This is a genomic window from Burkholderia sp. Se-20373 (genome assembly GCF_017104705.1).
Taxonomy (GTDB): Bacteria; Pseudomonadota; Gammaproteobacteria; order Burkholderiales; family Burkholderiaceae; genus Burkholderia.
Genome location: NZ_JAAGPH010000007.1, coordinates 77159 through 97861 on the forward strand (window position 1 = coordinate 77159; position 20703 = coordinate 97861).

Consider the following 20703-nt stretch of genomic DNA (forward strand, 5'->3'; position numbering starts at 1 on the left):
TCCTTATGCTGACTTCAGATTCAACTCGATCGCCTCGACTCGCACGCCCGGCGTGCGCGCGTAGCGCTTCGACACCCAGAGGTCGACGACCTGGCCGTCGTCGACGTACACCACCCCGTTCATGCCGTCCTTCAACGCCTTGACAACGTTGTCGGCGTCCGGCTTCTTCGTCGCGCCGATGGCGCCGGCGGCCGCTTCGCCCTGGCGCTTCATCGACCAGCTCGCCGGGATCGGCAGGCCGATGTACACGATCAACCGGATCGGGCCGGCGTATGGAGCAGCGCTCCGCATCGCCGCGCGCGCGGCCATCTTCACGAGGTTTTCGTACCGCTCGGTCTTCTCGGGTGTGTAGGCCGTGACATGCGTGCCGCGGCGGGCAAACTTCGGACGCCCCTTCGCGACCGGCGCACCGGGAACGACAAACTCGACGCGCTGCGCGATCGGCGACGCCGTGATGAGCGATTGCTGGGTCATGCGCGCACCTCGCGGGCGGGCTGCGTCTCGGCCGGCTTGTGGGCATCGCAGTAGTCGCGCCCCTTGTGCGTCCAATGCGCTTTCACGCGCGGGCCATGAGCCGCACATTCGCAGCAGTAGCGATGGCCGCCGGCCCGCTTCATCGCCTTCGTGATCCGGTTCATGCCGTCACCTCGTTGCTGACGCCGTCGGTCACCGGCACGCCACTGATGGGGCGCAGCCACGCATCCGGAATCCACCCGGTCTTCAGCTCGCACGATCGAAACGTGACAACGTCCGTCGCCGGAATGGGCGTCGGCGCTTCGACGTACCAGCAGAAGCCAAGGTGCAGGAAATCGCCGTACGGCGCCTTCACCTCGACGATGCGGTCGCGGGCTTCACCGCGCGTGATCACGGCCATGTCGCCGACTTTGCAGTTCATCGCCCTTCCCCCATCAAAGCGCCGGCCGAGACCGGGCCGGCAGTGTTGCGAAATGCGCGGTTGTGGTCGTCCCACCACGGGCCGTCGCCCGCGGCGTCGAAGACGCGCAGCTTGAAATCGAACGGAGGTTCGTCGCGGCACTGCTCGATGCCGAGCGTGCCGCCGTGCTCGACGATGCCGGTCCACGAGCGCCACCAGTCGCCGACGGTGCGCGTCCCCGTCACAGGCTTCGCGGCGCGCGCGGCGAGCAGATCGCCGAGGATCAGGTCGAGCAGCCCGGCATTGAGCGGCTGGTCGGATCGCTCACGCTCACGGCGCTTACGGCCCGTGGCGATCGCCGCACGCAGGTCGTCGGGCGTCACGCCGCGCCCGGGCCAACTCGCCAACCGCGTGTCATCGGCGGCGAAGCCGACGCCCGACGAGCGAAGGATTTCGACCAAAGCGGCGGCGGCGATCTGCGCGTCGTCGCGCGTTACCGCCTGTGCTGTGCCGCCGCCGCTTAGGTTTACGTTTACTTCTCCCTCTCCTTCTCTCTTGCGATCGGGGGGCGAATCGGGGGGCGATGCTTCAGGTGATCGGGGGGCGATCGGGTCGGGATCGCGACGCGAATCGGATACGATGTCCTTCACCTGCTTTTTTCGCAGCCACTCGGATTGGGGGGCGACGCCCTTCAGCAACGTTGCAGCCTCAACCACCTGTGCGCGTACGGCGACCGTGTCGATCTCGATGCCCCACCGCTTGGCGTTGCCGACGGAGCCGGACAGGCTGCTCGTGAGCTTCGACAGCCACGCCTCCAGAACCTTTTCGGCGGCCACGGGGTGATACAGACGGCCATCGGCACACTTCACCCAGCCGCGCAGCGCGTGATCCTTCACGCGCTTCCAGTTCTTCGCCTGCGACAGATGGCCGAGCATGCGGTCGTCGGCCGGCAGGCTCGCGGCCGGGATCTGGTGCCAGCTCTCCAGCCAAAGCGTGATCGCTGCGGCCCGCTCGTCGCCACTGCCGAGGATCCATGTTTCGGACGTGAGGAGCCGCTTCACCTCGATCGGCATGAACGGAAAATCGCGAAGGTTGCAGTCCGCTGGGGTGAGAGGATTCGGGAGGTCGTTCATCGCGCCTCCCACACCAGCCTTTGCCCGTGCGCGCGCGGCGCGATGTAGAAGCGCGGCCGTGCTACGATCGCCGAAAAATCAAATACGGGGAAAAAATGAAACACCGGGTCACCTTGCGCGCGGCGATTAAATACGGAACTGTCGCGCTGCTGTCGATCGCAGTCGGTCGTCTGTCGATTCTTCTCATCACGTGGCCTCACACACCACAATGGATGGATCTTGACGCCACTGGCGTGGTCGTAAACGGAGTTGTTGCAGTGGGCACATTCACGGCAGCTGCGGTCGCTTTGTGGGCAGCACTTGTTGAACAGATAAAAAGCCGAAACGAGAAACTCACGGCCGCGAGACTGGTCGCGATCAACATGTCGAAGCGCCTTGCTACATTGAGTGCAACCGTTAACTTGGTTCACGCAACGATAAATGCCGCGAAAGATCTTCCGGAGGTCTACGACCCGCGCACTCCGGAAGGAAGTCGGCTTGAAAAGGACAAACACTTCGATGGTCGAATCGAAAAAACCAAAGGCGCGCTCGTTCGGCTTCAGAGTGTAAGAAGTATTCCGATTTCGGAGATTCAAGGACTTGTAGGTATTGCCGACCAATGCGCAATCCGAGTGATCGACATCAACGACGCGCTGCAAGATGCGCACACCCACATCGCATCTGTATTGCGGCAAAATCATCCGAAGCAACAGATTCGAGTGCTCGGCGAAGTATCGGATTCGCTCGCGAAAGCGGCTCACGAGCTCGACAGAGTCATTGCGGCGTTCCGACATGAACGAACTCAGCTTGAACGTACGCTCTGATTCCCTGCAATCGAGCAGCTCGGTCAACACGCGCCCCCCTCCTTCGTGTTGTCGATCGGCGCCGCATCGGGCCGCACGCGCTCCAGCATCCAGAGCTGGTCAGGACGGAACGCGAGATAGTCCTGCGGGGGATCGCGGTAGATGAAGAGGTGCTTTTCCTCGACGATGCCGAGGTAGTTCATGGGGCGCCCGAGCTTGACGGCGAAGGGCTTGCCGATGTCGCGCTGGCTGAGAGTCAGCGTCATGCCGCCGCCTGCCGCTGGCCGAATGCCTGCTGAACGTACTCGCCGATCGCTTCGTTGCTGATTCGGCGGTATTCCTCGATCGCCTTGCGCTCCTGGATGGCGAGCCACTGGCGCGGGTAGTCGCAGCCCGTGAACATGCAGAACAGGTGCAGCTTCGTCGCCGGAAACGGCCGACGGCCGGCGACCAGGTCGCCGAAGTGCGGATAGTGAATGTCGCAGTTGCGCGCGAGCGTCTTGCGATCGAAGCGCCGCAGCCCGAGCTCGAGCGCGTGCGCGAGGCAGTCCTCGAAGCTCATCGCTTCGATCTCGCCGTCCGGCAGCGTCGCCGCCTGAACCCACGGCGCGAACATCCTGAATTCGGTCTGGTTCATACGAAAAATCAATCGTTACCCAGTTGATTACCCACTTGCTTACCCAGTTGAGCCGGGCTCGAAATAAAGGCCAGGTCCACACCTGGCCAACATTGGAGAAAACAGCCTTGCCGCGATGAACGAATCGGCTACGCCACAAAAAATCGAGGCGGTCCGAACATCGCTCGGCCCGAGGACACCCGCTTCACGCGCTCACGTTCACAGACGCACACCGTTCCGCATGCAGGGCCATCACGCGACTCGCGATCGCAAACGAAACACGCGAGCCGCGGGCTCCCCTGAGAAGCGCGGAAATGAGGGATTGCGAGCACGGAATCAGGCCGGCCAGCTGAGATTGGGTGAGCCCCGAACCAAGGAGATCGGAGACGGCTTTTTGGATGTCCATGGCCCAGTATCACATTTGTGTTTGATGCGGTCAACACAAATCGAATGGGTAGTTCTATTACGATTGTGATATGTACACGCTAGCCGACAGACTGAAATGGGCGCGAGCCCGAGCCGGCCTATCCCAAGAGGAATTGGGCGAAAAGGCCGGCGTTTCCCAATCGACGATTGGGAACTTGGAGGCAGGGACACGCAATAGCGCGCGTCGCCTTCCTCAAATTGCCGACACGCTCGGCGTGAGTGCGCTATGGCTCGCCGAGGGGAAAGGCAAACCGACATCGGATGCCGATACCGCGGAAAGCTACGATTCCGCGCTGGTTACCGCGAGCGCAGGCGCGAAGGCGCTGATTGACGCGATCCTCAAGGCAGACAAGGCTGGTGAGCCGGCACAAACGTTCGCGCTGATGCTTCGGATGCTTCCGAATCCGGACGAGCCATTTCGCCTGGAAGACCCGTCCCGCTGATAGGCGTCAAATTCCAGTCGTTCAGCAATGCACGCCGGCGCAGAGTAACGTCCCCCGTTACAGCGCCGCGCGCCCAAACCCCTGGCCCTTGCAGTATTACGAGCCAGTCATGCTGCCCATCCCAGCATCTCTCAATCACCCGCACCAGTAGCCCGATCCGATCGGACACCCCGCACTTCGTCACGATCGCCAAATCCCCAGGCTTGCATCGCAGACGCACCTTCACTTCTTGTTTCATCAGTCGCCCTCGTCTCTGCATCGAACACTGTATGAATGTACAGTAGTTTAGTACCAGATCCGGGTAGCTTTCAACTGGTGTCAGCAACTGCTTAATGGCGGGGCGTCTGCCGCACGCTCACCGCCCCTTGTTACAAACTTTTCCCGCCAAAATCACATTTGTGTTGACTGTGCTAAATCACGTATGTGATTATTCGTTCAACGCGGCACCGACGCCGCGCCACCGCCCGAAGCGGATCGCTCTCTAACAATCGAAGGCAAGCCGGGACCGCACACGCGGAGCAACCGGCCGGCGCGATCAGCGTCGTGAGTCAGGACGGACGCCGCGGAAGACCGCGGTGGCATGCAAGACCCGAGTGAACCTGACACAAGACAGCCAGCAACACGTGACCGATGGCTTGGTAATCGGCACAAAACCGCAGGGCAGCTGGAGCCGTCTCGGACGGGTGTAGTCAGCGCCCTGCGGTGAATCACCACTCACGGCAAGCGCATTCGACGAGTGTTCTTGCCGGGACTGGATGACCTCTTCGTCCAAGACGGTCCCCTTAAATGTCCACGGACGGACGTTGTGCCGACTTCGAGATAGTCGGATCGCAGAAGGCAGACGGGCGAGACCGTAGAGCGCGAGCAGCCGGCCAACGTGGCGCTGACGGCGTGGAAAGACACGCACAGACATACGAAATTGCACCCGGGTAGATGGGCAACAAACCCCATCGGTGAGTGCGACTCGCCTGCCCTGCGAGAGATAAACGAAGTGGGCCCGTCACCTTCAACCAGGGCTTGGCAAGCCGACGGAAGGTCAAGAGGACGGCCGGGATGCTAACCGGCGCCGGATAACGTAACCGGCACTTCTCACAGCTCTGACCGGTGGCGGTTCGTAATCTCGAGGCGTCACCAGTGAGAGCTGCGCACGCAGCGTTGCAGTTCAAGACATCAATTCAGTTAGCAATCCTACTTTCATACGGAGGATGCGATGCGCCTTCCTCAAACCGACAACAGCAACATCCGGCAGCTGCCGGCGCGGATCGACCGACGCACCGACCAGCTGCAAGCGGCGGCGGACGATGCCGCTCTGGCGCGCGACGAACGCAACGAAGCGATCGCTGACGCCATCACGTTCGACGTGCTGCCGTTCTCGATCGAGCAGGTCGCCGTGCTCGACGCCGCGCTGCGCCGCGGCTACATCGAGGACGTGTACGAGGTCTGGAACGTCTGCAAGGACGCGCTCGCTGCAGAAATCAAGCGGCGCATCGCCGAAGCCGATCTGGGCGCGGCCGCACCGCGTTTCGAAAACATCGGTTGTTCGGAATGCGGCCGCGGCTTCGGCCCGGGCAACGCCGGGTTTTCCCACTGCAGCGACCACATCGGACGTCACGCGCTCGACTACTGACCAGTCGCGCGTGCTGCTGCGACCAATTACACCACGCCATCCGGAGGACTTATGTCAGCAGATAAGCGCAGCGTCGCGACCGACGCACTCGAAACACTCGGCACGATCATCAGCGAAGCAGAGAAGCGCGACGCAATCCACCTCGCAGTCGAGCCGGTCGTTGCAGCTGACGATTTCTGGCCTGGCGACCGCGTTGCGCTCGGCCCGAATGGCACCGCCGTCCGCGCCGGCAAGCCGGCCGGCATCGTAGATCCGTTCCTTGAAGATCGCGTAAAGCGCGGTCAGAGGTTCTGGCTCGTTGTGCTGCCACGCACGATCCGGTCGCTGCGTCACGTGTGGGAGCACCCGGATTTTCCGGCGAGCGAGATCACGAACGTGACCGCTGACGAGCCTCATCTGGATCCTGTAGCCGCCTCGCGTAAATGGATCGAGGCCTTCGCCGCACGTATCGACCAGACCTATAGCCGGCTGATGAGCGCGGCAGAAAACTGGATCGAATGCCAAGACTACACGTACGACAACACTGAAGCCTACAAGGACCATTGGGACCAGTTCCCCGAGTTCTGGAAGCACTACGAAATCGTAACCGGCAAGACTGTCGACGAAGACAAGCGCGAATCGTTCTTTACGTGCTCGTGCTGACCGTCACCACACCACACCGAGAGACCACATGGACAAGATCAACACGCCAGTTGCGATCGAGCCGTCCAAGGCGCAGATCGACGCATTCGTGCGTGCGTATTTCAGCGCCGACCTCGACGGGCAAGTCGCGCGCCAAATAGCAGGGCTGCGTGCTGCACTGAACGTCGCGCCGCAGGCGGACCTGCTCGCCGAAACGCTCATGGCCGTCGAGCTGATCGCCGCCGACGCTGACGCAGGTAACAGCCGCCTGACGTCCGGTGTGCGCCTCGCCCTCGACGCCGCGCTGATCAAGGCCGGCCGCAAGGCTGCGCCGGAGCCGGTGCGGCACATCACCATCGCCGGAGTCAACCGATGAGCACTCTCAAATCCCCCGCCCAATGCGGCGACCTCGCTGAAAAGCTGATCGCCGACTATGTGCGCGAATCCGGTGCGTACGGCAATCCGAATGCCCTCGCGAACGTGATGGAGATGCTGATCAGCAAGGCAGCGCTCGGTATCGCCATGGTCGGCAGCGAGACGATCGCACAACAGATCCTCGACCGCACGAAGCACAACGTCGCGACGTTCGCCGAGCGTACCCTGCGGAGGAGCCGCTGATGCGCACGCCTCTCAACAGCCTCTCACCTGTATTGCGCGGTTACAGGCCAACGCCTGTATCTCGGCTGCGCTACGTCGTTGAAGGCTCGGCATGGGCTGCCGCGTTCGGCGTTGCGATCGGCTTCCTCTGGTACGGCGCACTGATCGCCGGCCCCTACTTGCGGAGCCTCGGATGAGCAGCCTGTTCTACGTCCAAGACAGCCGCGCGTATGTCGGGAACGACATGCTTTGGTGGGCGGAGGCAGGCTACACAACAGATCTTTCGAAAGCGCGCTTGTTCACTCAAGAGCAGGCCCAGGCGCAGCACAACGCACGCGAAACCGACATTCCGTGGCCCAAGGAATATATCGCCGGCAAGACGCGAATCGTAGTCGACATGCAATACGTCAATCGCGCCGCCGCGCTGCGCAATAGCGGAATCACGTTGATCAAACCTGCGAAGCAACATGCTTTCCAGCTCAACTGCGTTGGATGCGGACGGTTCTTGAGGGACGCCGATCGATATTCACAGAACTGCCCGAACTGTGGCGCGGACAACCGACCATGACACCCTTCGACCTCCTCGGCGCTCTGCTAGACCGGATCTTCGAATGGAATCCCATAGTTGGTTACCTTGCGGCACTCGCAATCGCGGCACTGTGCACGGTGATTCTCGCCGACCTCAACGCTGACGGAACGTCCGCCGCGACGCTCTTCATGACGCGCACGTAAGCGCATTTTCGCTTGCTTCCCCCATTCGACCACCAGCATCCGCACGCGCGGATCGGCGCGTCACGCCTGTCGCTTTCATATTTCAGGAGATCCCTCGCATGAAAACCATCGACACCCTGCCCGTCGAGTCGTCGCAAATCCACAGCATCGGCTACGACGCCGAGTCCGAGACCCTCGCGGTTCGTTTCAAGGATCGCCGCACCGGTGGTCCGACGTCGTTGTACCACTACACCGGCTTCACGCAGGCGAACTTCGATGCCCTCAAGGGTGCCGACTCGATCGGCTCGCATTTCTACAAGCACATCAAGCCGTTCGATCAGCGCTTCCCGTACGTGTGCATCGAGAAGATGCCAGCGGCCGCTCAGCCCGCGAGCGACTCCGAGGACGGATCGGAATGACCAACTCCGTCTACACCGTTCGCGCATCGAGCTGGGGCGCACTTTTCGAATGCGCATACAGGTGGGAAGCGATCCACCTCCTGAAGATGCGAAACGTGGTGGGCCTGCGCGCGGCGCTCGGCACCGCGATCCACGCCGGCACAGCCGCCTATGACCAGAGCGTTCTCGATGGCTCGGGCCTGACCGTCGACGACGCGGCCGGTGCGTTCGTCGACAAGCTCTACGACCCGTCGAACGAGTACAACCCGGAAAGCGACGATCTCAACCTGAAGGAAGCCGAGCGCATCGGCATCTCGCTCACGACGAAGTACTGCCTCGAGGTCGCACCGCGCTACAACTTCGTCGCCGTCGAAATGGAGACGAAGCCGCTCGACATCGATTGTGGCGGCGGCATCGTCATCCGTCTCACCGGAACGATGGACCGCGCGCGCATTCGACGCACTGCGTTGGGTCCCGGCATCGCTGACTTGAAGAGCGGTTCGAAGGCCGTCGCCCAGGGTGTCGCAGTGACGAAGGGGCACGGACCGCAGATCGGCACGTACGAGCTGCTCTACGAGCACACGACGGGCGAGGAAATCAGCGACACCGCCGAGATCATCGGCCTGAAAACCAAGGGCACGCCCGAAGTCGCGACCGCGCCGGTGAAGAACGCCAAGCGCGTGATGGTCGGTACCGAGGAAACGCCCGGCCTGATCCAGTTCGCGGCGGACATGTTCCGCTCTGGACGCTTCTACCCCAACCCCAAATCGCTGTTGTGCGACAAGAAGTACTGCCCGCGCTACGGCACCTGTCAGTTCCACGAATAACGAGAGTCCATTCCTATGAACGCCCCCCTTCAACTGAATGACGTGAATAGCGCCGGCAATGCCGTGCAGACGATGCCTGATCTGGCCGTCGACATGTTCACGGAGCGCGGCTTCTCGCTCGCGAACCGGATTGCGAAGGCATATGCCAGCAGCGACGCCGTACCCGCGCAGTTCCGTTCACACAACCTGAAAAAGGCTGGGAACGAAGAGCACTGGGTCGAGAACCCGTCAGCGATCGGCAACTGTCTCGTCGCGATCGAGGTCGCGCGCGCCGTTCGTATGTCGATCACCGCCGTGATGCAGAACGCAGACATGATCGAGGGCAAGCTGCGCTGGTCCGGCAAGTTCGTAATCGCGGCTATCAACGCGTCCGGGCGATTCACACCGCTTCGCTTTCAGATGGTCAACCGCGGTCGGATCAAGGCGAAATACAAGGAAAAGACCGGCTGGAATCAGCAAGCTCGAAAACCGATCTTCGAGGAGCGCGAGGTCGAGGTCGATGACATCGAGTGCATCGCCTGGGCACTTCCGAAAGGCACGCCCGAGCCGCGGCTGTCCCCCGAAGATGTACGGAAATACGCGGGCCGCATGCTCGACCTCTATCGTGACATCGGCATGCCGGTGATCGAATCCGCCCCTGTCAGCATGCAGATGGTCGTTGAGGAAGGATGGTTCGGGAAATCCGGATCGAAGTGGCAAACCGGCCTTCGGACGCTGATGTTCCAGTACCGTGCCGGCAGCTTCTTCGGCAACATCCACGCGCCCGACATCGTCATGGGCATGGGCCGAACGTCCGAGGAAGAGGCAGATGTCGTCGACGTCTCCCCGGACGGCTCCTATACGGTCTACAGCACGACCGTCGACGAGCTGCGCGGCGGCCGCGCTCAGGCCGCCGAAGAAGTCCCGCGAGGCACGTCGGAGGCGCAAATGGGGCCCGCGACCGAATCGCACACGCACGGCGCGTCACCGGCGGCCACGCAAGCAGATCCGGTCGACGACGAAGGCGGCCCGCAGGAGGACGACGGCCGCGGCCAAGGCGGTTTCGACTTCGACGTCGCCGGCCTCGTGCGCGGCATCCGCGAAGACATCGAGTCCGCCAAGACGCCCGAAGACCTCGACCTCGCCCGCAGCGCGATCAGCGGTGTACCGGATGAAACCGCGAAGGCCGAGCTGAACGCCCTCGCCTCGGCGCGCATGCGCGCCATCACCGCCGCAGCTGAACAGTCTGCCGCCGGCAAGCCAACTGCCCAGACGACCGCGCCGGCTGGCCGCCGACCGCGCAACCCGATCAACGCCGACTAACGCGCGCCTACCGCCGCCAAGGATTTCGACATGACCGACAAGAACGTCCTCCAGATGACCGCCGACAGCATCGGCAAAGACCTGCTTTCGGCGCTGGTGACCGAAATGAAGCTGATGCCCGACATCTGGGTGAAGCTGTCCGAGAAAAAGCAGAACGACGTCATCGACCGGCTGCGGGCGCGCGTCGAGCACAACGTGAAGATGGCGACGCACCTGATCGCGAGCGATGGCCGCATCGTCGTCCAGGGTGACCTCGACCAGATCACGATCAAAGACGGCGTCAAGGCAGTCGTGAAATTCGGCGGCTCTCAGCCGAACCTGCACGAGCTCTACGAAGCCAGCGGGAAAACCGTCCTGGTCGTCGTCGCAAACCCGAGCGAGCACACGGGAGGTATGGACGAGGTCCGCGGTGAATCCGATCAGCGCGGTTTCGACCTCGGCCGCGAATACACCGACCAGGACGGCGACGGCATGGATGGCGATCGCGCCGACGCAGACGACATCGTCGACGCAGAGTTCCGCGAGGTGCCGAAGCTCGGCGACGGGCCGACGCAAGCGCAGATCGACGAACAGCATCAGGCCGGCCGACAAGCGGCTGCCGACGGCAAACCGGAAAGCGAATGCCCGGTGATGGCCGGCGAGCTCTGCATCGCATGGGTGAAGGGCTGGAAGGAATGGCATGAGGAACAGGCAAGCCGCGGCGACGAAGATCCGCTGTATGCCCAGGTCGAAGCCTTCGTGATCGAGCAGCAGAAAGTCACGATTTCGAGCGTCCAACGCCAGTTCAAGATCGGCTACAACCGCGCCGCGCGGCTGGTCGAGCTGCTCGAGGCCAAGGGCATCGTCAGTGCGATGGATTCGGACGGCGGCCGCACAGTGCTGCGGCCGCGCGGAACGCAGGGAGAGGAATCGTGAAAATCACCGACATCTACGTGGCGAACGTGCTCGGAATCCGCACGGCGGACATCCGGCTCGCGAAGCCCGTCGCCCTCTTCACCGGCCCGAACGGCGCCGGCAAGAGCAGCCTACAGGAAGCCGTGCGCATGGCGCTCACCGGCGACACCGTGCGCGTCTCGCTGAAGAAGGAATACGGCTCGCTAGTCACCGAGGGGGCCGATGGCGGCCAGATCGTGGTCGCCTGCGGCGAGCAAGCGAACAGCGTCATGCTGCCGTCCGGGAAGCTGAAGCGCGAACTCGCCGAAGACCCGCGCCTTCCGCTGGTGCTCGACGCGCAGCGCTTCGCGCACTTGGGCGCGGCCGAGCGCCGGGCGTTCCTGTACGACCTGATGGGCGTGAAGATCGGCGTCGACGAAATGCGCGCTCGGCTGCTGGACAAGCTCGGATTCCGCGCCGATGCAGTACCGGCACCGGCCGCCGCGCGGCTCGCGGCGATCACGCCGATGTTGCGTGCCGGATTTGAAGCCGCGCAGAAGGAAGCCGCCGACCGCGCGCGCGGCGCGAAGCAGTCGTGGCGCACCGCGACCGGCGAGACATACGGCAGCCAGAAGGCAGCCACCTGGCGCCCGGCACCGGTCGAGTTCGACGAGGCAGCATTGCGGAAGCTCACGGGCGACCGCGCGGCGCTTGACGACCGGATCGGCGAGCTGCAGCAGCAGATCGGCGCAGCTGACGCAGCGGACACCGCAGCACGTGCGCGTGCGTCGAAAATCGCCGACCTGCGCACGCGCGCCGCCGGTTACGCGAAGGCGGTCGAGCTCGCGCAGCTCGCCGACGAGCAGGTCGCCGAATTCCAGCCGAAGGTCGAGGCGCTTCGGGTGCGCGCCGGTGCGGCGCCAGCCGGCACCGAATGTTCGTGTCCGGAATGCGGGGCGCTCCTGCGCTACCTCAACGGCGTGCTGTCGGCAGCTGCCGCAGCCGGCGCGCGCGACGATGAAGCCGCCGCGAAGCTGCCCGAGTATGAGCACGGCCTGAAGACGCTGCAAAACGCGGCCGCGAACCGGAAACGTGACGTCGAAGCGGCTGAATCGGCCGCGACACAGCTGCGGGCGCTCGAAGACGACGCGGAGGACAGCGGTGCGGCCGCCGCACGCGAGAGCGGCGACGCCGCGCGCTCGGAACTCGCGGATCTCCAGCGCCGCCGCAAGCAGCTCGACACCGACATCGCGACGCTTCGCGAAATCGAGCGGCGCGCCGCCGGTGCTGCCGATCTGGCAAAGCAGGCTGCGGCGCTGCACGAAGACGTCGCGGCATACGAGGCGATCGCCGACACGCTCGCGCCGAACGGCATCCCCGCCGACCTGCTCAGCGAGGCGCTGACGCCGATGAACGAGCGCCTGACGGACCTCGCCGAGATGTCCGAATGGGCAGACGTGACGATCACGCAGGAGATGGAAGTTCTCGCCGATGGCCGCGCGTATGCCCTGCTCTCCGAATCGGAGCGCTGGCGCGTCGACGCGCATATCGCCGCGGCGATCAGCCACTTCTCTGGCCTGAGGCTGCTCGTGCTCGATCGTGCCGACGTCCTGGTCGGGCCGGAACGCGACCGCCTGCTCTACTGGCTCGACGATCTCGCCTACAGCGACCAGATCGACACGGCGCTAGTGTTCATGAGCCTGAAAACGCCGCCCGGCGGCCTGCCGGAAGCCATCGAAGCATTCTGGGTTGAAGGCGGTCAGGTCGCGCCGGCCGCGCAGCATGCAATACGGGAGGCAGCGTGAGAGAGGACATCGAGAAGTATCTCGCCGCGACATCGGAAGCCACGGCGAAGGCCGTGGCGACCGGAACCGGGCTCCCGCATCTCGACGTGACGAAGGAGCTGAATCGAATGCTCGGCGAGGCGATCGTCGAGCGCGAGAAGCGGGCCGGCGGCGGCAACGAGTACGTGTACTGGCTCGCGCGCGCAGCGCAGCCAGCGACACCGCCTGACGACATGCCAGCGGCCGACGCTGCGCCGGCTCTGGTATCGGTTGGCCTGGTCGAGACGTCGCTGGACCCGCATGCCAACGTCATCGACGTCGCGCGGATCATCGCGGACCTACGCGCCGACGTCGAGCGGCTCACCGCCGAGCGCGACGCCGCGCAACAACGAGCTGACACCTGGCGCGCGAACGCCGCGGCACTCGAGGCTCGCATCGACGAGCTGACGCTCGGACCGGTCGGCGCTCACGCGCCTCTGTTCGTGACGGTCGGCAGGTATTGCAAGCCGCGGCGTCACGCGTCGCTCGAGAAAGCCCAGCGGCGCGGGAGCGCGCTCGTGCGCAGCGAGAAGGAATCCGAGGTGCTTGTGCTCGAACCCGTGGGCCGGATCGTGCGCGGCACCGAGTGGCGCCCGAAATAGTCAATCACCTTATCGCAGTGCAAACTCCGCAGTCTTGTGCGACGTTTCGATGAGCGGCCTTCGGACGGCCCTTTTGTCACAAAATCAGACTACTTTTCATCGATCCAGCGCTTCGCTTTACGCTCTCCTAGACTAGCCATTTCGGCTTTCGAGCCACGATGCCCAAGGTCGCCACTTTCCACTGTGTCGCCTTGCGCATTCGGGTGATTGTTTCGTGCGGACCACCGGGCTCCAAACTCCCCGTCGCCGCAGTCCAACGGTGTGAAGTCGATGCTGTAATCGTTGTACTCGATCTCGTAGCCGTGTCGCGAGATCAACTTTCGCGCCAGCATAAGTGCATCCCCAGCGGCCTGCCGCTCCTTAGCTTGCTGACTGGCGTTCGGATTGAACTCGGTCACCGTTTGCATCGCGTTAGACCGCGTCAGCGTTGTTCGTTGTGGAACCGGGCTCGCCTGCCAATTCTCAATTTCGCTATCGAGTGACCGGCAGGCAGCTTCCAGGTACTCGGAGGGTAACTGCTCAAAGACATGTTTGATCGCAATCTCCAATGCGGCCAATCGTTTTTCAGTGTCGCTCACGGACGTGTCCTATTTGGGTGAAGTTCGTTGAGAGTGCCTCGAGCTCGCCGTGCCGGAGACTCCACATTCAAAGCCCGTCTATCGTGAGATCGGGGTGCGTCCGATCGATTATTGATCGACCCTCTTCGAATGCAGCCTGAGCTGCCGTCGCCTCGTCGGGAAAATCGGCTGACGAATGAGTGAAACGACGAACATTCGCCTCCACCTTAATGCCCGCACCAGGTCGATTCACGTACCCCGTATAGCCATATGGAACGTGTTGCCCAGGCAATGGATTGTGCTTCAACACGGGAAGAACGTGAATTTCAAAGCCGTTGTACGTTTCATCGCGCCACATCACCGATCTCCTTTGGAAGGTTCGTTGAATCCTATAGCACGGCCCTTTCGAACGTCCACAGGTCCACAGTTTCCGGCAGCAGATTACAAGCATGCGGCTTACCTCGGTTCACGCGTTTTGCTGAGGGCACCGCGCTTGTCGGTGCCCTTCTTTTTGTGATTTCAGCTAGTCGTTTTGAGCGGGGAGCGATGGCTTGCGGCGAATAGCTAGCTCCATTGAACGAACCACGCCAATCGCAGCGTCAGCATGATTAAAGCATTCCTCGATGCGATCCAGGTGATGTCGCCACGGCTTTCTTGGAAACGACGCATTTCTGTTCACGAATCCAGACTCAAGAGGCAACAGTCCTTTTTTGCAATCTCGGACTGCCGACTGCATTTCAAGAGCTGATCGACTAATTTGCCACCATGGAATCGTGTGGAGCGGTAGGCGATCAAGCGCTTGATAGATGTGTTCGAACTCTGTCGCCCAACTGACGCTCTCAAAATACGCAGCCACCTTGTCGTCAGACCACGCCTTTCTCGGCGTTTCGTCGATCACTCGATATGCCTCTTCCAAGATCGCGACGATACCACCAAGAATCTGCTCGCGAGCGGAGTAATCTCGATCGAGCTCGCGCTCCAGGTCGTTTCTGCGTTGCAGCGCGGACACAGCTATCGCCGCACAAACCGCCCCGATTGAGCCTATCGCTTGGACCCAGTACGCCATCACTGCTGGGTCATAGGGTCTCGTCCAACCTGTGGTAGCGCCACCCCACGCCACAAGCACGCCAGTTGCAGCTCCAACCCCGAGCCAACTAATCATTTTCCTGTTTCTCATCGTGCCCCCGCTTGTTTTGGGGCGAATCGTAGCACGATCAACTTACCCCCAAGCCGCGCAAATTCCGGTGCCTCGGATGCGCGGCTTTTTTTACGGGCGGCCAGCACGGCGCCCAATTTTTTTTGAATTCCTCGGACATCTATGAACGTTCAGCGCGTGTACAACAGCTTCGGTTTCTGCTGCGGCCTCGGCGGCGGCGCCAAGGGATTCACCAAAGCCACCTCCCGCGTCGGCAGCATGACCGCGACGTGGCGCTGCATTGGCGGCATCGACAACGATCCGGCGGCCGCGCGCGACTTCGAAACGCTCGTCGGCACGCCGTGCACGGTCATGGACCTGTTCACGCGCGAGCAGTACACCGCATTCCATGGCACCGAGCCGCCGGCCGGCTGGCGCGAAGCCACTCCCGACGACGTGCGCCACGCCGCCGGCTACCAGCATCCGCACTGCGTATTCATCTCGTCGCCTTGCAAGGGCGCGTCCGGTCTGCTGTCGGAAACGCTCAGCCGCACCCCGAAATACCAGGCGCTCAACGAACTGACGCTGCGCTGCGTGTGGCTGATGTGCGAGGCATGGAAGGACGATCCGGTCGAGCTGATCGTGTTTGAGAACGTCCCCCGGCTCGCGACGCGCGGCCGTCACCTGCTCGACCAGATCGGCCAGCTCTTCCAGCACTACGGCTACGCCAAGAACGAGACGACGCACGACTGCGGCGTGATCGCCGGCCTCGCGCAGAGCCGCAAGCGCTTCCTCCTCGTCGCGCGGCACGTGGAAAAGGTGCCGGCGTTCCTGTACGAGCCGCCCGTAAAGCGCCTGCAGGGCGTCGGCACGCTGCTCGGCCGCATGCCGCTGCCGGGCGACGTCGAGGCCGCCGGCCCGATGCACCGCGTGCCGTCGCTGCAGTGGAAAACGTGGGTGCGCCTCGCATTCGTCGAAGCTGGCAGCGACTGGCGCAGCCTGAACAAGCTCGCGATCGAGAACGGCCACCTGCGCGATTACCTGATCGTGCCGGACATGCACAACGGCGTGCTCGGCGTGAACCGCTGGGAAGAACCCAGCGGCGTCGTCGCCGGCGCGAGTCGGCCTGGTAACGGGTCGTTCTCCGTAGCTGACCCGCGATTCGCCCAGAGCGCCAAGTGGAATGACGGGCACGCATACGGCGTGCTCCCATGGGACGATCATTGCGGCACGATCGCGGGCCAGCAGACGCCTGGACAGGGCTACTACACCGTGGCAGATCCGCGTACCGGCGTGAAGCACAACAACTGCTTCCGCGTTGTGCCATTCGACCAGCCGGCCGGCGTTGTCACGGGTGGTACCGGGCCCAGCGCTGGCGGTCAAGGCGTTGCCGATCCGCGGCCGCCTGCCGGCCCGCTCTTCAGCAAGTACAAGGTGACCGAATGGGCTAGCCACGCCGGGACCGTCATCGGTGGCGACGACCAAGGTGCGTACGCGGTCGCCGATCCGCGCGCGAGCACCAGCTTCGAAGGCGCCGGCAAGTACCGCGTGACTGGGTTCGACGAGCCGGCCGGCACGGTCATCGCGCGCAGCGATAGCGGTCAAGGTGCGTTCGCCGTGGCCGACCCGCGTCCGGGCATGCGCCGCGAGCGCGGCGACGCGTACCTGACCGGCGGACACTACGGCGTCGTCGGTTGGGATCAGCACACCGGCGCGGTGTCGGCCGCCGCCGGCCACGACAACGGGCGTTGGTCCGTCGCCGATCCGCGCATGCCCGCGGCGAACGAGAAGACTGTCGCCGTGATCCGCGCGCTCGATGGCACATGGCATCGACCGTTCACGACGTTGGAGCTGGCCGTGCTGCAGTCGCTCGTCGAGCCTGAAGAGCAGCTCGAGCTCGACGGCCTGTCCGACCAGGCGTGGCGCGAGCGCATCGGCAACGCCGTACCGCCGGACGCGGCGCAGGCGATCGCGGAGGTGATGGGCACGACACTGCTGCTCGCCGAATCCGGCGAAACGTTCCAGCTCTCCGCGACGCCTGTCTGGGTACGCCCGATCGCTATCGCACTGACGCTGCCGCCCGCTGCCTGACCACCTGAGGACCACCATGAAGACCACCGACAAGAGCCGCGCTGATGCGCTGACGCGCGAATCGATCGATGCAATCGCACGCAAGTACGCGGGTTCGTATTTCTCGGGAATGCTGTTTCAGGATGCCGACTCGTTCGCTCGCTTCTCCGACGACATCATCGCCACCGCATCCCCTGTCGAGCAGCACGAAGCAGCGCCGGCCGACGGGCTGACTGCGCAACAAGCATTGGCAGCAATCGAGACGTTCGAAATCGTCGGAGAGAACAACGATTCGCGCGAGCCGAACGACGATGATCGATTCATCATCACCGAGTTCATCGCGCATGCGTTCGGCGGCTTTCCGGTCGAGCAGCCATCGACCGATGCTCGTCAAGCATGGGAATACAGCTTCATCCACAGCAGCGCGACCGGCCGCGGTGACACCAAGATCGGCCCCTGCCTGACCTATGACCGTTCGACGGCCTTCGGTGTCGGCTGTATCGAGCAGCGAGAGGTTTTCGTGTCGGCTAGCCGCACCGTCGCGCAGCCCGAACCGCAAGCGGCAGACGAGCGGGCGGCGTTCGCTGAATGGTGGAAAAGCATCGCGCCTTCAAATTTCGACTATACCTCCGCTCTGGCTGGCTATTTGGCCCGCGCCTCGTCGCCCAATGCGGCGGGGGCGCAGATCGGCTGGGCGTGGATTTCTCCGACCGGCCACGTCTCGCGCTTCTCGGTCGAATTCGATGGGAAGCACGATCAGCTTTCGCCGGGCTGGCAAGTGCGTCCGGTGGCGTTCTGTGACGAAACTAATGCGGCGGGGGCGGAAGGTGTGAAGCCGTGCGAAACGTGCGGCGGACGTGGGGAGGTCGGCGGTTTCGTTGTCACGGGTTTCGGCGAAGGCGGCTATGACGCCGTACCGTGTCCTGACTGTGCAGCCCCCTCGCAGGCGGCGGAACCGGTGGCGTGGTGTGTGCCAAACAAGAAATCCGGCAAGCCCGAGTGGGGGAAGGACTGGATGTTCTCTCCAATTCAGCAACAAAAGGCGGTCATGCCGCTCTACGCCGCCCCGCCCCCTCCCGCCTCGGCATCCGGAATCATCGAGGCGATCGCGACCCAATGGGATGGCTGCATGTTTGAGGGTATCGGCCACGACATCAACATTGGGAATGCAATACGCGACGCGTGGAAGCGGCTCGCCGGTTCTGCCGCCCCGGCATCCGCTCCTGTCGGGCTGACGGCTACGCATTTCGTTGCGAAATACGGAAACGGCACGATCGAATACAGCACCTGCGTCGATGGCTTTGATCTGGACTGGGCTGAAACGCGCGGTGGCGTCGAAATTGTGGGCCTCGTCGAATTCGAACGCGCCCTTCTCGCCGCCCATCCGGGCCAGCGGGAGCCGCGCGCCGAGGTGACAGCCCTCATCGCGGCAGCAGAACAGGTCGTCCGAGCCGACCGCGCTTGCGCGCTCGACGATTCCGACATCAACGCGTTGGCTGCAGCCATCGACGCCGCCCGTGCAGGAGACGGCCGGTAAAGTCAGAAATCGAACGTACCAACAACGAGGACGCCGCTCGCCGGAATACCCTGTTTGCCGGCAGCCGCCTGGTAGATCCGCTCTTTCCCGCGCTCGAACGCGGCCAGCCGATCAGAAGCGGTCCCGGGCGGGTCACCGAAGTGATCCTCCAGCGCCTCTCGCGAGACGCAAAAGCGTTGGACGACCCCGTCGACGGTCAGCGAGAAGTGAACGTCGCCGTCTTTTTCAAGCGGTTCGGTACCTGGTGTCGGTTCGTATGCCACGGCCTTCTCCTCTATTCGTCTTTCATGCACTTCAGGCCCTTACCGGGCGTCGTGAAATCGACGAAACACATGTCGTGACTCCATCGGTCCCAGACCATTGCGTTATTGACCGGCGTGTACCGCAGCATCCACGCGGCGCCCATGATCGCGAACGCAACAACGATGAGCGCGCAGGCGCCGAGCGAGAGCTTCCCCATATCTACCCCGAGTTGTTTTGTGCGAGGAATCGTAGCATGTCGAAGTCGACACCCAACCTGTGGACGACTGGCGAGGCGCGCCTGCTCGCCCGCCTCTACCCGTCGTCCATCCCGCCCAAAGCTCTATACGCAGCATTTCCGCGTCATTCGCGTAAGTCAGTCCAGACCTTTGCCACCAGGGTGCTCAAGGTCTCGCGGCCGCCCCGAAACTACAAGACTATCGCCGCACCGGCATGGAACCGGATGCGCACCATTCTCGAAGCGGAACAGCTGTCGGTTCGCGAGTTGGTGAAGCGCTGCGGCGTCTCGCAGCAGCGCGTCAGCGAGATGTTGAGAAATCACCGCACCGAGGTGCGCATCGTGGACTGGATCCCGCCAATCGGCCGTGCTCAGTGGCGTCCCGTTTGGGCGGTCGGGAACGCTCCCGATGTGCCCTGCCCTGCGGCGATCAAGTCGGCTGCGGCACGCGCGGCACGTAGCGCCAAGAAGCGTAATCCGTTCCTCGCCGCAGCGGGTCTCGTAACGATCCCCTCCGGCGAGCGCGGCCGCGTCTTTCAGCAACCCATGGACGACACCGATGAGGAACTCGCCGCATGAGCACGCGAACGATCATCGAGATCAACCACGACTTCCTGCTTCGACTGCTGGCCGATCCCCTCGCCCTCGCCGACACACTGCGCTCGGCCTGCGCCGACCACCAAGCCGAGTTGAACGACGACAACGGACGCGGCCGGCCGCTAGAACTCGGTGGTGGTATTCGCATCATCTACCGCCGTCACCACAGCGAGGACGCGCGCTTCGTCACCAAATACGTGGACATCGACCTATGAGCGAGAACAGCAAAATCGAGTGGTGCGACCACACGTCAAAGGCCCGGGATGCCGGCATACGCATGCGCCATCCAGTGGCAGTGCTCGCAGAGCGTTTTACCGTTGCTCACATCGAGGCGTCGCTCCGGGCAATCAGCAAACGGCTGGACATGGTGCGCTTCGAGATTGCCGCCGCGGTCGTCACCGCAATGCACACAAACGAATTCGTCTCGGCTCATGACATCGAATCGCCACTGCCTACCTTCAGGCGTCGAGCGAAGGTCTTTTCGCTCCTTCGATTTGCCGTCGACGTAACTGTGGCATTTGTCGCCGCGCGGCGTGTTCTTGCGTGTCCGTTGACTTATCAATGCCCTCGTCGCCGCGCTGTGCTTCTGTCCAAGCCGATTACTCGGTCGAGCCTTCACAGCCGCGCTCATCTTGGCGCGGCTCTCAGCGGACATCTTTGAGCCCTTCATCACC

The 20703-nt window shown here is 63.2% G+C and carries 29 protein-coding genes; 19 read left to right on the plus strand and 10 right to left on the minus strand.

Translation table 11 applies throughout. The features are described from left to right. Positions 1-3: 3 nt before the first annotated feature. Genes G3N96_RS04200 through G3N96_RS04215 form a run of 4 tightly spaced genes read right to left on the minus strand, consistent with a single transcriptional unit; the run spans position 4 to position 2007 of the window. Positions 4-474: a RusA family crossover junction endodeoxyribonuclease gene (locus G3N96_RS04200; protein WP_206136330.1), complete on the minus strand. Its 471-nt coding sequence runs from the start codon at positions 472-474 to the stop codon at positions 4-6. Beyond that, positions 471-638, minus strand: a complete 168-nt coding sequence (locus tag G3N96_RS04205) for a hypothetical protein (RefSeq protein WP_206136331.1) — start codon at positions 636-638, stop codon at positions 471-473. Before G3N96_RS04205 ends, G3N96_RS04200 begins: the two co-directional genes overlap by 4 nt. Next, positions 635-895, minus strand: a complete 261-nt coding sequence (locus tag G3N96_RS04210) for a hypothetical protein (RefSeq protein WP_206136332.1) — start codon at positions 893-895, stop codon at positions 635-637. Before G3N96_RS04210 ends, G3N96_RS04205 begins: the two co-directional genes overlap by 4 nt. After that, entirely contained in the window at positions 892-2007 is a 1116-nt protein-coding gene (locus G3N96_RS04215; protein WP_206136333.1) for a DUF1376 domain-containing protein, read from the minus strand. Before G3N96_RS04215 ends, G3N96_RS04210 begins: the two co-directional genes overlap by 4 nt. A gap of 95 nt (positions 2008-2102) precedes the next feature. On the opposite strand from G3N96_RS04215, the gene G3N96_RS04220 reads away from it, so the two are divergent. Next, positions 2103-2810, plus strand: a complete 708-nt coding sequence (locus G3N96_RS04220) for a hypothetical protein (protein ID WP_206136334.1) — start codon at positions 2103-2105, stop codon at positions 2808-2810. Between the two features lie 23 nt (positions 2811-2833). Here G3N96_RS04220 and G3N96_RS04225 read toward each other — a convergent pair whose 3' ends face one another. Both G3N96_RS04225 and G3N96_RS04230 read right to left on the minus strand, forming a co-directional pair. Next, positions 2834-3055: a hypothetical protein gene (locus tag G3N96_RS04225; protein ID WP_206136335.1), complete on the minus strand. Its 222-nt coding sequence runs from the start codon at positions 3053-3055 to the stop codon at positions 2834-2836. Next, positions 3052-3426 carry a hypothetical protein gene (locus G3N96_RS04230; RefSeq protein ID WP_206136336.1) on the minus strand — a complete coding sequence of 125 codons (375 nt, stop codon included), beginning with the start codon at positions 3424-3426 and terminating at the stop codon, positions 3052-3054. Before G3N96_RS04230 ends, G3N96_RS04225 begins: the two co-directional genes overlap by 4 nt. Positions 3427-3881: 455 nt before the next feature. Between G3N96_RS04230 and G3N96_RS04235 the strand changes: the two genes are divergently transcribed. From G3N96_RS04235 to G3N96_RS04295, 13 genes are all read left to right on the plus strand, one after another. Then, on the plus strand, positions 3882-4274 hold the full coding sequence (locus tag G3N96_RS04235) for a helix-turn-helix transcriptional regulator (protein ID WP_089472953.1): 393 nt from the start codon (positions 3882-3884) through the stop codon (positions 4272-4274). Positions 4275-5484: 1210 nt separating this feature from the next. Beyond that, a complete protein-coding gene (locus tag G3N96_RS04240) occupies positions 5485-5901 on the plus strand; it encodes a hypothetical protein (protein ID WP_206136337.1) in 417 nt (138 codons plus the stop codon). Positions 5902-5952: 51 nt separating this feature from the next. Continuing rightward, entirely contained in the window at positions 5953-6543 is a 591-nt protein-coding gene (locus G3N96_RS04245) for a hypothetical protein (RefSeq protein WP_206136338.1), read from the plus strand. Between the two features lie 28 nt (positions 6544-6571). Then, positions 6572-6898, plus strand: a complete 327-nt coding sequence (locus tag G3N96_RS04250; RefSeq protein ID WP_206136372.1) for a hypothetical protein — start codon at positions 6572-6574, stop codon at positions 6896-6898. After that, the gene (locus G3N96_RS04255; RefSeq protein WP_206136339.1) at positions 6895-7140 is read left to right on the plus strand and encodes a hypothetical protein; all 246 of its coding nucleotides are present in this window, start codon (positions 6895-6897) and stop codon (positions 7138-7140) included. Before G3N96_RS04250 ends, G3N96_RS04255 begins: the two co-directional genes overlap by 4 nt. Positions 7141-7312: 172 nt before the next feature. Beyond that, positions 7313-7687: a hypothetical protein gene (locus G3N96_RS04260; RefSeq protein ID WP_206136340.1), complete on the plus strand. Its 375-nt coding sequence runs from the start codon at positions 7313-7315 to the stop codon at positions 7685-7687. After that, entirely contained in the window at positions 7684-7851 is a 168-nt protein-coding gene (locus tag G3N96_RS04265; protein WP_206136341.1) for a hypothetical protein, read from the plus strand. The genes G3N96_RS04260 and G3N96_RS04265 overlap by 4 nt, the downstream gene beginning before the upstream one ends. A 98-nt stretch (positions 7852-7949) precedes the next feature. Next, positions 7950-8249, plus strand: coding sequence for a KTSC domain-containing protein (locus tag G3N96_RS04270; RefSeq protein ID WP_206136342.1), 300 nt, complete (start codon positions 7950-7952; stop codon positions 8247-8249). Further along, entirely contained in the window at positions 8246-9055 is an 810-nt protein-coding gene (locus G3N96_RS04275; protein WP_206136343.1) for a PD-(D/E)XK nuclease family protein, read from the plus strand. The genes G3N96_RS04270 and G3N96_RS04275 overlap by 4 nt, the downstream gene beginning before the upstream one ends. A 15-nt stretch (positions 9056-9070) precedes the next feature. Further along, positions 9071-10357, plus strand: a complete 1287-nt coding sequence (locus tag G3N96_RS04280) for a hypothetical protein (protein ID WP_241022470.1) — start codon at positions 9071-9073, stop codon at positions 10355-10357. 30 nt (positions 10358-10387) lie between these two features. Continuing rightward, positions 10388-11272, plus strand: a complete 885-nt coding sequence (locus tag G3N96_RS39655) for a DNA translocase FtsK (RefSeq protein WP_206136344.1) — start codon at positions 10388-10390, stop codon at positions 11270-11272. Next, the gene (locus tag G3N96_RS04290) at positions 11269-13035 is read left to right on the plus strand and encodes an ATP-binding protein (RefSeq protein WP_206136345.1); all 1767 of its coding nucleotides are present in this window, start codon (positions 11269-11271) and stop codon (positions 13033-13035) included. Before G3N96_RS39655 ends, G3N96_RS04290 begins: the two co-directional genes overlap by 4 nt. Next, a complete protein-coding gene (locus G3N96_RS04295) occupies positions 13032-13655 on the plus strand; it encodes a 1-pyrroline-5-carboxylate dehydrogenase (RefSeq protein ID WP_206136346.1) in 624 nt (207 codons plus the stop codon). The genes G3N96_RS04290 and G3N96_RS04295 overlap by 4 nt, the downstream gene beginning before the upstream one ends. 89 nt (positions 13656-13744) lie before the next feature. Here the strand turns inward: G3N96_RS04295 and G3N96_RS04300 are convergent, their stop codons facing one another. The 3 genes from G3N96_RS04300 to G3N96_RS04310 all read right to left on the minus strand — a co-directional run bounded on the left by G3N96_RS04300 (position 13745) and on the right by G3N96_RS04310 (position 15221). Then, the gene (locus G3N96_RS04300; protein WP_206136347.1) at positions 13745-14233 is read right to left on the minus strand and encodes a hypothetical protein; all 489 of its coding nucleotides are present in this window, start codon (positions 14231-14233) and stop codon (positions 13745-13747) included. Between the two features lie 67 nt (positions 14234-14300). Next, entirely contained in the window at positions 14301-14570 is a 270-nt protein-coding gene (locus G3N96_RS04305) for a hypothetical protein (RefSeq protein WP_206136348.1), read from the minus strand. A gap of 165 nt (positions 14571-14735) precedes the next feature. Next, positions 14736-15221 (minus strand): hypothetical protein, encoded by a 486-nt coding sequence (locus tag G3N96_RS04310; protein WP_206136349.1) that lies wholly within the window; start codon positions 15219-15221, stop codon positions 14736-14738. A gap of 309 nt (positions 15222-15530) precedes the next feature. On the opposite strand from G3N96_RS04310, the gene G3N96_RS04315 reads away from it, so the two are divergent. Next, positions 15531-17438 (plus strand): DNA cytosine methyltransferase, encoded by a 1908-nt coding sequence (locus G3N96_RS04315; RefSeq protein WP_206136350.1) that lies wholly within the window; start codon positions 15531-15533, stop codon positions 17436-17438. Positions 17439-17454: 16 nt separating this feature from the next. Next, positions 17455-18954, plus strand: a complete 1500-nt coding sequence (locus tag G3N96_RS39095; RefSeq protein WP_241022471.1) for a hypothetical protein — start codon at positions 17455-17457, stop codon at positions 18952-18954. 2 nt (positions 18955-18956) lie between these two features. Here G3N96_RS39095 and G3N96_RS04325 read toward each other — a convergent pair whose 3' ends face one another. Continuing rightward, complete coding sequence (locus tag G3N96_RS04325; RefSeq protein WP_206136351.1) at positions 18957-19217, minus strand: DUF1488 family protein; 261 nt, start codon at positions 19215-19217, stop codon at positions 18957-18959. A gap of 233 nt (positions 19218-19450) precedes the next feature. Between G3N96_RS04325 and G3N96_RS04330 the strand changes: the two genes are divergently transcribed. From G3N96_RS04330 to G3N96_RS39100, 3 genes are read left to right on the plus strand one after another with little or no spacing between them, the layout of a single operon-like run. After that, positions 19451-20011 (plus strand): helix-turn-helix transcriptional regulator, encoded by a 561-nt coding sequence (locus G3N96_RS04330; protein WP_206136352.1) that lies wholly within the window; start codon positions 19451-19453, stop codon positions 20009-20011. Beyond that, entirely contained in the window at positions 20008-20244 is a 237-nt protein-coding gene (locus G3N96_RS04335; RefSeq protein WP_206136353.1) for a hypothetical protein, read from the plus strand. The genes G3N96_RS04330 and G3N96_RS04335 overlap by 4 nt, the downstream gene beginning before the upstream one ends. After that, the gene (locus G3N96_RS39100) at positions 20241-20690 is read left to right on the plus strand and encodes a hypothetical protein (RefSeq protein ID WP_241022472.1); all 450 of its coding nucleotides are present in this window, start codon (positions 20241-20243) and stop codon (positions 20688-20690) included. Before G3N96_RS04335 ends, G3N96_RS39100 begins: the two co-directional genes overlap by 4 nt. Positions 20691-20703: the final 13 nt, after the last annotated feature.

Coding starts and splice junctions, on each gene's coding strand:
- G3N96_RS04200 (WP_206136330.1), bottom strand. CDS start 474: ATGACCCAGCAATCGCTCATCACGGCGTCGCCGATCGCGCAGCGCGTC.
- G3N96_RS04205 (WP_206136331.1), bottom strand. CDS start 638: ATGAACCGGATCACGAAGGCGATGAAGCGGGCCGGCGGCCATCGCTAC.
- G3N96_RS04210 (WP_206136332.1), bottom strand. CDS start 895: ATGAACTGCAAAGTCGGCGACATGGCCGTGATCACGCGCGGTGAAGCC.
- G3N96_RS04215 (WP_206136333.1), bottom strand. CDS start 2,007: ATGAACGACCTCCCGAATCCTCTCACCCCAGCGGACTGCAACCTTCGC.
- G3N96_RS04220 (WP_206136334.1), top strand. CDS start 2,103: ATGAAACACCGGGTCACCTTGCGCGCGGCGATTAAATACGGAACTGTC.
- G3N96_RS04225 (WP_206136335.1), bottom strand. CDS start 3,055: ATGACGCTGACTCTCAGCCAGCGCGACATCGGCAAGCCCTTCGCCGTC.
- G3N96_RS04230 (WP_206136336.1), bottom strand. CDS start 3,426: ATGAACCAGACCGAATTCAGGATGTTCGCGCCGTGGGTTCAGGCGGCG.
- G3N96_RS04235 (WP_089472953.1), top strand. CDS start 3,882: ATGTACACGCTAGCCGACAGACTGAAATGGGCGCGAGCCCGAGCCGGC.
- G3N96_RS04240 (WP_206136337.1), top strand. CDS start 5,485: ATGCGCCTTCCTCAAACCGACAACAGCAACATCCGGCAGCTGCCGGCG.
- G3N96_RS04245 (WP_206136338.1), top strand. CDS start 5,953: ATGTCAGCAGATAAGCGCAGCGTCGCGACCGACGCACTCGAAACACTC.
- G3N96_RS04250 (WP_206136372.1), top strand. CDS start 6,572: ATGGACAAGATCAACACGCCAGTTGCGATCGAGCCGTCCAAGGCGCAG.
- G3N96_RS04255 (WP_206136339.1), top strand. CDS start 6,895: ATGAGCACTCTCAAATCCCCCGCCCAATGCGGCGACCTCGCTGAAAAG.
- G3N96_RS04260 (WP_206136340.1), top strand. CDS start 7,313: ATGAGCAGCCTGTTCTACGTCCAAGACAGCCGCGCGTATGTCGGGAAC.
- G3N96_RS04265 (WP_206136341.1), top strand. CDS start 7,684: ATGACACCCTTCGACCTCCTCGGCGCTCTGCTAGACCGGATCTTCGAA.
- G3N96_RS04270 (WP_206136342.1), top strand. CDS start 7,950: ATGAAAACCATCGACACCCTGCCCGTCGAGTCGTCGCAAATCCACAGC.
- G3N96_RS04275 (WP_206136343.1), top strand. CDS start 8,246: ATGACCAACTCCGTCTACACCGTTCGCGCATCGAGCTGGGGCGCACTT.
- G3N96_RS04280 (WP_241022470.1), top strand. CDS start 9,071: ATGAACGCCCCCCTTCAACTGAATGACGTGAATAGCGCCGGCAATGCC.
- G3N96_RS39655 (WP_206136344.1), top strand. CDS start 10,388: ATGACCGACAAGAACGTCCTCCAGATGACCGCCGACAGCATCGGCAAA.
- G3N96_RS04305 (WP_206136348.1), bottom strand. CDS start 14,570: ATGTGGCGCGATGAAACGTACAACGGCTTTGAAATTCACGTTCTTCCC.
- G3N96_RS04315 (WP_206136350.1), top strand. CDS start 15,531: ATGAACGTTCAGCGCGTGTACAACAGCTTCGGTTTCTGCTGCGGCCTC.
- G3N96_RS39095 (WP_241022471.1), top strand. CDS start 17,455: ATGAAGACCACCGACAAGAGCCGCGCTGATGCGCTGACGCGCGAATCG.
- G3N96_RS04330 (WP_206136352.1), top strand. CDS start 19,451: ATGTCGAAGTCGACACCCAACCTGTGGACGACTGGCGAGGCGCGCCTG.
- G3N96_RS04335 (WP_206136353.1), top strand. CDS start 20,008: ATGAGCACGCGAACGATCATCGAGATCAACCACGACTTCCTGCTTCGA.
- G3N96_RS39100 (WP_241022472.1), top strand. CDS start 20,241: ATGAGCGAGAACAGCAAAATCGAGTGGTGCGACCACACGTCAAAGGCC.